The organism is Nonomuraea sp. NPDC049480, from assembly GCF_044465905.1.
Lineage (GTDB): Bacteria > Actinomycetota > Actinomycetes > Streptosporangiales > Streptosporangiaceae > Nonomuraea.
Window position 1 is genome coordinate 245,771 of the sequence record NZ_JBITMD010000018.1, and the last position, 7,867, is coordinate 253,637.

8 protein-coding genes and 1 pseudogene are annotated in these 7,867 nt (G+C 69.6%); 6 read left to right on the top strand and 3 right to left on the bottom strand.

Translation table 11 applies throughout. From position 1 onward, the window contains the following. The first annotated feature begins 14 nt into the window (after positions 1-14). The gene (locus tag ACIBX3_RS40555) at positions 15-731 is read left to right on the top strand and encodes an NADPH-dependent F420 reductase (protein ID WP_397125878.1); all 717 of its coding nucleotides are present in this window, start codon (positions 15-17) and stop codon (positions 729-731) included. A gap of 204 nt (positions 732-935) precedes the next feature. Here ACIBX3_RS40555 and ACIBX3_RS40560 read toward each other — a convergent pair whose 3' ends face one another. Then, positions 936-1,685 carry a response regulator gene (locus ACIBX3_RS40560; RefSeq protein ID WP_397125879.1) on the bottom strand — a complete coding sequence of 250 codons (750 nt, stop codon included), beginning with the start codon at positions 1,683-1,685 and terminating at the stop codon, positions 936-938. Continuing rightward, the gene (locus ACIBX3_RS40565; RefSeq protein ID WP_397125880.1) at positions 1,682-2,935 is read right to left on the bottom strand and encodes a sensor histidine kinase; all 1,254 of its coding nucleotides are present in this window, start codon (positions 2,933-2,935) and stop codon (positions 1,682-1,684) included. The genes ACIBX3_RS40560 and ACIBX3_RS40565 overlap by 4 nt, the downstream gene beginning before the upstream one ends. Before the next feature lie 266 nt (positions 2,936-3,201). Here ACIBX3_RS40565 and ACIBX3_RS40570 point away from each other — a divergent pair, with 266 nt between their 5' ends. Further along, positions 3,202-3,573 carry a DUF6223 family protein gene (locus tag ACIBX3_RS40570; protein ID WP_397125881.1) on the top strand — a complete coding sequence of 124 codons (372 nt, stop codon included), beginning with the start codon at positions 3,202-3,204 and terminating at the stop codon, positions 3,571-3,573. A 214-nt stretch (positions 3,574-3,787) separates the two neighbouring features. Here the strand turns inward: ACIBX3_RS40570 and ACIBX3_RS40575 are convergent, their stop codons facing one another. Continuing rightward, positions 3,788-4,762 carry an aldo/keto reductase gene (locus ACIBX3_RS40575; protein WP_397125882.1) on the bottom strand — a complete coding sequence of 325 codons (975 nt, stop codon included), beginning with the start codon at positions 4,760-4,762 and terminating at the stop codon, positions 3,788-3,790. Positions 4,763-4,842: 80 nt separating this feature from the next. Between ACIBX3_RS40575 and ACIBX3_RS40580 the strand changes: the two genes are divergently transcribed. The 4 genes and pseudogenes from ACIBX3_RS40580 to ACIBX3_RS40595 form a co-directional block, all read left to right on the top strand. Further along, the gene (locus ACIBX3_RS40580) at positions 4,843-5,472 is read left to right on the top strand and encodes a TetR/AcrR family transcriptional regulator (protein ID WP_397125883.1); all 630 of its coding nucleotides are present in this window, start codon (positions 4,843-4,845) and stop codon (positions 5,470-5,472) included. A 191-nt stretch (positions 5,473-5,663) separates the two neighbouring features. Then, positions 5,664-6,119 carry a hypothetical protein gene (locus tag ACIBX3_RS40585; protein ID WP_397125884.1) on the top strand — a complete coding sequence of 152 codons (456 nt, stop codon included), beginning with the start codon at positions 5,664-5,666 and terminating at the stop codon, positions 6,117-6,119. Between the two features lie 306 nt (positions 6,120-6,425). Continuing rightward, complete coding sequence (locus ACIBX3_RS40590; RefSeq protein ID WP_397125885.1) at positions 6,426-7,214, top strand: alpha/beta fold hydrolase; 789 nt, start codon at positions 6,426-6,428, stop codon at positions 7,212-7,214. A 90-nt stretch (positions 7,215-7,304) separates the two neighbouring features. Next, positions 7,305-7,867: pseudogene (locus ACIBX3_RS40595) on the top strand (hypothetical protein); the annotation flags it as partial.

The following is a 7,867-nucleotide window of genomic DNA, read 5'->3' on the forward strand; positions in this document are numbered from 1 at the left end:
GAGGGGAATGGCCGATGTCGACTCTGGGAATCATCGGAAGCGGAAACATCGGGTCGGCGGTGGCGCGGCTGGCGGTGGCGGCGGGCATCGACGTGGTGATCGCCAATTCGCGTGGCCCACAGAGCCTGGCAGGTCTGGTCAAGGAGCTGGGGCCGCGGGCTGGGGCAGGCACCGTGGAGCAGGCTGCCCGCGCCGGGGAGGCGACCCTGCTCAGCGTCCCGCTGACGGCCTACAGTTCCGTGCCCGCTGAGCTGCTGCGGGGCCGTACCGTGCTGGACACCGGCAACTACTACCCCTCCCGCGACGGCCGTATCGCCGAACTCGACTCCGGGAAGGTGACCACGACCGAGCTGGCCCAGCAGCTCTTGCCCGGCGCCCTGCTGGTCAAGGCCTTCAACAACATCCTGGCCCACCACATCCCCCAGCTCGCCCGGCCCGCCGGGGCCCCGGACCGCAGCGCCCTGCCCATCGCCGGCAACCACCCCGACGCGAAGGCTCAGGCAGCGGAGCTGATCGACCGGCTCGGCTTCGACGCCGTCGACGCCGGAGCCCTCGCCGAAAGCTGGCGCTTCGAGCCCGAGTCCGGTGCCTACACCCAGATCTACCTCGCCGACCCCGACGTGCCGGTCGAGCGCATCCTCCAGGCTCCCGCCGCGCCGCTGCCGGCCGACAAGCTGCGCGCCGCGTTGGAGGCGAGCCCGCGGGTGAAGGTCGCCGAGCGCGCCTTCTGAAAGCTCTCACCGAGGCCTCCGCCGGAACGCGGCGTCAGCTCGGTGGCGTGGGCGTGGCGCAGCTGGTGGATGTCGATCTCGACCCTGGCCGCCCGAAAAGTCCGGCGCCGGCCTCCGGGCGCTTCGTCGACCGAACCGGTGAGATCGCCTGGTCTTGACCCGGCCGTCACGGCGTGCGTCCCAAGGTGTTCGACAACGACATGATCATCTACGCCGGTCGTCGTGCGAACGCGGCGTGACCGTGCCTGGCATCGCAGGGCTGACCAGTCCCGTTTGGTAAGCGATGACGACCAGTTGCGCACGGTCGCGCGCACCCAGTTTCGCCATCGCGTGGCTGACATGGGTGCGCGCGGTGGCCGGGCTGAGAAACAACTCGGCACCGATCTCGTGGTTGCTCAAGCCCTGCCCCACCAGGGCCAGCACTTCGCGCTCGCGCTCGGTCAGCACCGCGAGCCGGTCGTCCGCGGCCCGGGCGGCTTTACGCTGCGCGGTGAACTGGCCGATCAGGCGTCGGGTGATGCGCGGCGCGAGCAGCGCCTCTCCGGCGGCGACCACCCGGATGGCATGCAGGAGCTCGGCCGGTCCGGCGTCTTTGAGCAGGAAGCCGCTGGCGCCGGCCTGCAAGGCGTCGAAGACGTACTCGTCGGTGTCGTAGGTGGTGAGGATGAGGACTCGGACCTGCTCCAACCCGGGCGTCCCGGCGATCTGGGCGGTGGCTTGAATCCCGTCCACCTTGGGCATGCGGATGTCCATGAGGACGACGTCGGGGCGGGTGGCGCGGGCCCGCTCGACGGCTTCGGCGCCGTTGGTGGCTTCTGCCACCACTGTGATGTCGTCCTCGAGGTCGAGCAGCACCTTGAACCCGGATCGCACGAGACCCTCGTCATCGGCGAGCAGCACCTTGATCGGAGCGATCGGAGCGTCGGTCCACGGCGACGCGGCCGCCGCGTTCACAGGCGCGACCCGGTCGGCGCGAGGGGCAGTCGTGCCCTGACTTCGAACCCGCCGCCCGCGATCGGCCCGGCGTCGAGTTCTCCGCCCAGCAGCCGGCAGCGCTCGCGCATGCCGACGATCCCGCGGCCGGGCTTGGCCGAGCTGCCCGTGCCGCTCGGATGCCGGGCCGGTAGGTGCGGATCCGCGGGGTCGTCACCTGGGGCGGCCCGGCGGCCCTCATCGGTCACCCGGATCTCCAAGGCCTCGATCCCGGGGGTCAGCGCCACCGTCACCCGGGTCGGGCCGACGTGGCGGATCACGTTGGTGATCGATTCCTGAAGGATCCGGTAGGCGGCACTGCCCACCGCGCTCGGCAACGGCGCCGCGGGCGAGGTCTCCTCGAGCTTGATGTCGAGTCCGGCCTGGCGTGCCTTGGCGGCCAGTTCGTCGATCTGCCCCAGCCCGGGGTACGGCACCCGCCCGTCGTCGTCACCGTCGTCGCCACGGAGTACCCCGAGGATGGCCCGCATCTCCCGCAGCGCCCGGGAACTGGTCTGCTCGATGGCTCGCAGCGCCTCGCGCGCCACTTCCGGCCGCTTGTCGAGCACGTGCGCGGTGACACCGGACTGGACGTTGATGATCGCGATGGCGTGCGCGACGGTGTCGTGGACCTCGCGCGCGATCCGGAGCCGTTCGGCGTCGACCCGCGCCCGCGCCTCCTCCTCGCGAGTCCGCTCGGCCAAGTCGGCGCGCTCCTGAGCTTCGGCCGCGATGACCTGCCGGGACCGGACGGACTCGCCAAGGGCGGCGCTCATGACCGACGCGCCGATCCGGAAGAACACCCAGCCGATGGCGGCGCGTGGCTCGATGTCGGCCGCGGCGACCAGCCAGCCGATGGTGAGCACCGAGGTGCCCACGCCGGCGATCATCAGCGACCGGCGCCCGTCACCGTAGGCGGCGAGGGTGTACAGGGCGACGAAGAGCCCGAGCCAGCCGGGCCCGTCGGGGAAGTCGAGGCCGTAGTACACCAAGCTGGCGAGCGCGGCGGTGACGAACACCGGCACCGGCCACCGGCGGCGGACGGCGACGACCACGCCACTGATGACCAGCAGGACATATCCCAGGTTTCCGAGGTCGGTAAGGGGACGCTGTACCACCTCGCCGGCGTTGCGGACTATCGTGCCCTGAACCTGCATCCCGGTGATGAAGAGCGCGAGCAACAGGTCTTGCGCCGGCACCGGCAGGCGCAACGACATCACGCGGTGTTCCATGCCGCGATCCTACGGTTCCCGCCCGCGAGAACACTCCGCCCGGACGCGCGACCGCCTACGACGACGAGCGTACGAGGGTCCGGGTCGTCTACGCAGAACTGCGTAGACGCTGCCATCCGCTGTCGGAGGCAGCGGCGCCTCGACGGCGCGATGATCGATTCCGTGAAACCGGCCTGGCGCTCGTCACCGGAGCCTCGATCGGCACAGGCCGATCCAGCGCGCCGCACACGCTGCGGCCGCCCGCCATTCGACCGAAGGGATCCTCGATGTCCGTCCGTCTCTTGCTCGCCGTACCCGAGGCCGTGCACGTCTCCGTCGCCGCAGGTTACGACATCGGCTCCGGGCGAACCGTGCCCACCGTGGCCGCCGTGGTGGGGCTGGTCAGCGTGGTCATCGGTGGGCTGGCTCTGGCCCGCTCCGCCGGTCGTGCCGGCGCCGGCAACGGGCGCGCCAGAGCCATCGCGACCACGGTGCTGGGGCTGATCAGCGCGATCATCGGTGGGCTGCACATGGCCAACGCCGCCGGCGGTCTCGGCACCGGCAACGGGCTGGCCGGGGCCATCGTGGCCCTGGTGCTGGGGCTGATCGGCACGGTCCTCGGCGGTCTGGCCCTGGCCCGTTCCCGCCGCACCGCCTGAGGGCCGGCCATGGCGGCGTCCCCGTGCTCCTTCTCACCCCAACGGTGTTCACGCCGCTGCACGGCTCTCGCCGGTACCCCAGCAGCGCCGGCTTTCCGACTCCCGGCGTGCCGTGCACCGCGAACACACGGCTCTCGTCCCATGCGGACGGCCGCGATCATCTGATCGAGGAGCGCGCACTCCGGCCCCTGCCCGCGTCAGTCAGGGGGATGGGTCAGTCCCAGACAGGGAGGTACTGCTCGGGGTAACGGGCGCCGAAGCCGCCGGTCGGGAGGATCTCGGACACGCGCTTCAGGTCGGTGTCGTCGATGACCAGGTCGGCGGCGCCGGCGTTCTCTTCCAGCCGCTGGATGCTGCGGGTGCCAGGGATGGGGACGATGTCCTCGCCCTGGGCCAGGAGCCAGGCCAGGGCGAGCTGGGCGACGGTCGCGCCCTTGGCCGCGGCCAGGTCGGCGAGCCGGTGGGTGGCCTCCAGGTTCTTCTCGTAATTGCCGGGCTGGAAGCGGGCGTCCCAGCTGCGCATGTCGGTGGGGTCGTAGTCGGCGCCCGGCTTGGCCTGGCTGGTGAGAAAGCCGCGGCCCAGCGGCGAGTACGCCACGAACCCGATCCCCAGCTCGCGCAGCACCGGGAAGAGGACCTCGACGTCCCGTTCGAACAGCGAGTATTCGGTCTGCAGGACCGAGACGGGCTGGACGGCGTGCGCGCGGCGGATGGTGTTCTCGCCTGCCTCACTCAGCCCGAAGTAACGCACCTTCCCGGCGTCGATGAACTCCTTGACCGTGCCCGCGACATCCTCGATCGGCACGCTGGGGTCGACGCGATGCTGGTAGAGCACGTCGATGACGTCGACGCCGAGGTAACGCAGGCTGTTGTCGACGACCTCGCGGATGTGCTCGGGACGGCTGTCGACGCCGCCCTCCCGGGTGCCGGTGAAGTCGAAGCCGAACTTGGTCGCGATGACGACCTCGTCACGCACCGGCGCGAGCGCGGCGCCGACGATGCGCTCGTTCTCGCCCTGGCCGTAGAGCTCGGCCGTGTCGAAGAACGTCACGCCCAGCTCGTGGGCCCGTCGGATGGTCGCGATCCCATCGCTGCCGCCCGAGGGTCCGTACGCGATCGAGATGCCCATCGCGCCGTAGCCCAGCGCCGACACCGTCAGTCCCTGCCGTCCGAGGGTCCGTTGCTCCATACTGCTCAGCCCCAATGTAAGAGTGCTCTAACACGAAGTAAGAGTACTCTAACATTGAGAACACGGGAGAATCGTTCAACGTGAGCAGACCCACGACGCCGAAACGCGGATACCACCACGGCGACCTGCGGGCAGAGTTGATCCGCGAGGGCCTCGCGCTGCTGGCCGAGACGGGAGTCGCGGGCTTTTCCGTGGCGAAGGTCGCTGCCCGCGCAGGCGTGTCGTCGGCCGCGCCGTACCGTCACTTTCCCGATCGGGATTCTCTGCTGGCGGCATGCGCGGCCGGCATCGTCAGCGAGATCGCGGACCTGCTCGTGGAGGCAGCCGAGCGGGCCGGGCCCGACCCGGTGGACCGGCTGGCAGCCACCGCGGGCGCCTACACCCGCTACGTCGTGGATCATCGCACGGGCCTCGACCTCGTCTACTCCTACGACTTCGCCGAGCCCCACCGCCCGGCCATCCAGGAGCAGAGCCGCCGTCTCACGGCCGCCCTCATGAACCTGGCCTCGGACGTCCTGCCCCCGAACACCTCCTGGGCCGAGACCGCCGACTTCGTCTACGTGCACCTGTCCACCACGCACGGCTACGCCACCCTGCTGGTGAAAGGCAGCCGCCCGCCGCGGGGCGTCGAGGATCATGCCGCCCGCGCGGTCGCCGCGGCCCGGGACCACATCACCGGGCATCTGCTGCGCCTGCGCGAAGGTTCTTGATCCGGTTCCGTACCTACCGGAGACGACGCCGGGAGGCCGGCGAGTGGATCGCCATCATCGCCGAAGCGTGAGCCACGGCGGAGGCCGCGATCAACATCCTGGCCGCCGGGAGGCGGCAGGTCGCCGCTGGTCGGAAACCCGGACCTGAGCATGCCCGTGACGTCGTCCATGCCCGTCCCCGGGTGGCGCTGGTGGACGGTGACCACCACCAGATTCACCTGCTCCAGACTGAGGCCGCCCGCCGCGGCATCCAACTCCACATCGTCTGTGACCTGATCCACGTGCTCGAATACCTCTGGCGTGGCGCACGCTGTCCGCACGCCGCCGACGACCCGGCGGCCGAGGAACGTGTCGCCGCCTGGGCGCTGGGTCTGCTGGCCGGCAACACCGACCAGGTGATAGGCGAGGTGAAGACTCAGGCTGCGGCCCTGCCTGCCGACCGGCGCGGCGGGCTGAACACCTGTGTCCGCTACTTATCCAGCCATTGCGAGTTCCTGCGTTACGACCACGCTCTGGAACAGGGATGGCCGATCGCCACCGGTGTCATTGAGGGGACTGCTCGTCACTTGATCGGCGACCGGCTGGAGATCACCGGAGCCCGGTGGGGTCTGGCCGGAGCCGAGGCCATCCTCAAGCTCCCGCCGTGATCTCCAACGCTGACCTGGACGCTTACTGCGCCTTTCACCTCGATCGTGAACAGCACCGCCTTCATCAAGCCCGGCACCAGGACGGATACGCGCTCACTGCTTGATCAATCCGTTTGTCCTATGACATCGAACCTTGAGGCTTGGGTCGTCGAGATTTGAGCGGGACTCAGGAATCGAGGTCGTGGACATGGGCGCGGGATACGCCGACTGCGAACCCAGCCGAGAAGCTGCGATTCGACTCATACGATCTGGGGCGTGACGAGGATCGATGGTCTGGCCTATGACGAGGTGGGTGAGGGTCCTGCGGTGGTGCTCATCCACGCGGGGATTGCCGATCGGCGCATGTGGCGACACCAGTGCGACTCCCTGTTCGATCGTTACCGGGTGATCAGTTACGACTGGCGCGGGTACGGCGAGTCGGCCGATCCGGCCGGTGATCTCGTTCACCACGAAGACCTGCTGCGCGTGATGGACGGACTCGGCGTGGAACGGGCCGCGCTGGTGGGCGATTCGATGGGGGGCTCCTACGCGGTGGAGGCGGCGTTGGTGGCTCCGGACCGAGTGGCGGGGCTCGTGCTGATCTCCTCTGGGTTGTCGGGCCACTCATGGCCCGAGGACATGATCGTGCAGGCGCGGGAGCGGGTGCACAGCACCGTTCCCGCCGATAGGCTGGCCTGCTATCAGAGTGGGACGGCGGGCAGGGTGCTTCCCGGAGATCTCGACGCCTTCGCCCGGGCACATGTGCTATGGCAGGTGGCCGGGCCGGACCGGGGACTGAACGATCTCGATCCGGAGGTGTGGGAGCTGGCGTTCGCGATGATGCGCCGAGTGTTCGAGCGCTCTTGGAGCCGTCGGCCGGTGACCGAGCGGCACCTGTCGGCCAAGGAGCGACTCCACGAGATCACCGCACCCACTCTGGTGATCAACGGACTGGCGGATGTGCCGGGCATCCAGGCGGTGTCGGATCTGCTGACCGATGAGATCAAAGGCGCCCGGCGGCTCGATCTGCCGGCAACGGGACACCTGCCGCCGCTGGAGCGGCCCGCGGAGGTCAACGCGGCGCTTAGCAGTTTTCTTGGCGATCTGAGCTGGTGAGCTTCGACAGCCTGATGCGGCCCATGGACGAACACGTCACCTTCACCTTGCCTGACCAACCCCTGAGTCGCTCAAACCCTCGGTGACACGTTGAAGGTTCGACGGCACCGGACACCGGTCGCTGCGAACGACCGCACGCCGCTGCCGGCGACACGGGAGACGCTGGCCGAGTACGTATCCGCGCCCACGGCGCTGGCCTGCCAACTGCCGGCCGAGACCGGGATGCCGTTGTCCCGCTGGAGCAGTACCGACCTGGCCCGCGAAGCCGTCGGGCGGGGCATCGCCGAGGCGATGTCCGCCTCAACCGTCCGCCGGATCCTGGCCGCCGACGTGCTCAAGCCCTGGCAGCACGCCTCCTGGGTGTTCATCCGCGACCCTGACTTCGCCACCAAGGCTGCCCATGTGCTCGGCCTCTACCAGCGCATCTGGGACGGCCAGCCCCTTGCCGGCAACGAGTACGTGATCTCCTCCGATGAGAAGACCTCGATCCAGGCCCGCTGCCGCTGCCATCCCACCCTGCCGCCCGGCACCTCCCGGATGATGCGCGTCAACCATGACTACGACCGTGGCGGTGCGCTGGCCTACCTGGCCGCCTACGACGTCCACCAGGCCCGCGTGTTCGGGCGCTGCTCGCCCAAGACGGGCATCAACCC

Excerpts from the sequence above, each read along its gene's own strand:
- ACIBX3_RS40555 (WP_397125878.1), top strand. The coding sequence starts at position 15 with ATGTCGACTCTGGGAATCATCGGAAGCGGAAACATCGGGTCGGCGGTG.
- ACIBX3_RS40575 (WP_397125882.1), bottom strand. The coding sequence starts at position 4,762 with ATGGAGCAACGGACCCTCGGACGGCAGGGACTGACGGTGTCGGCGCTG.
- ACIBX3_RS40565 (WP_397125880.1), bottom strand. The coding sequence starts at position 2,935 with ATGGAACACCGCGTGATGTCGTTGCGCCTGCCGGTGCCGGCGCAAGAC.
- ACIBX3_RS40570 (WP_397125881.1), top strand. The coding sequence starts at position 3,202 with ATGTCCGTCCGTCTCTTGCTCGCCGTACCCGAGGCCGTGCACGTCTCC.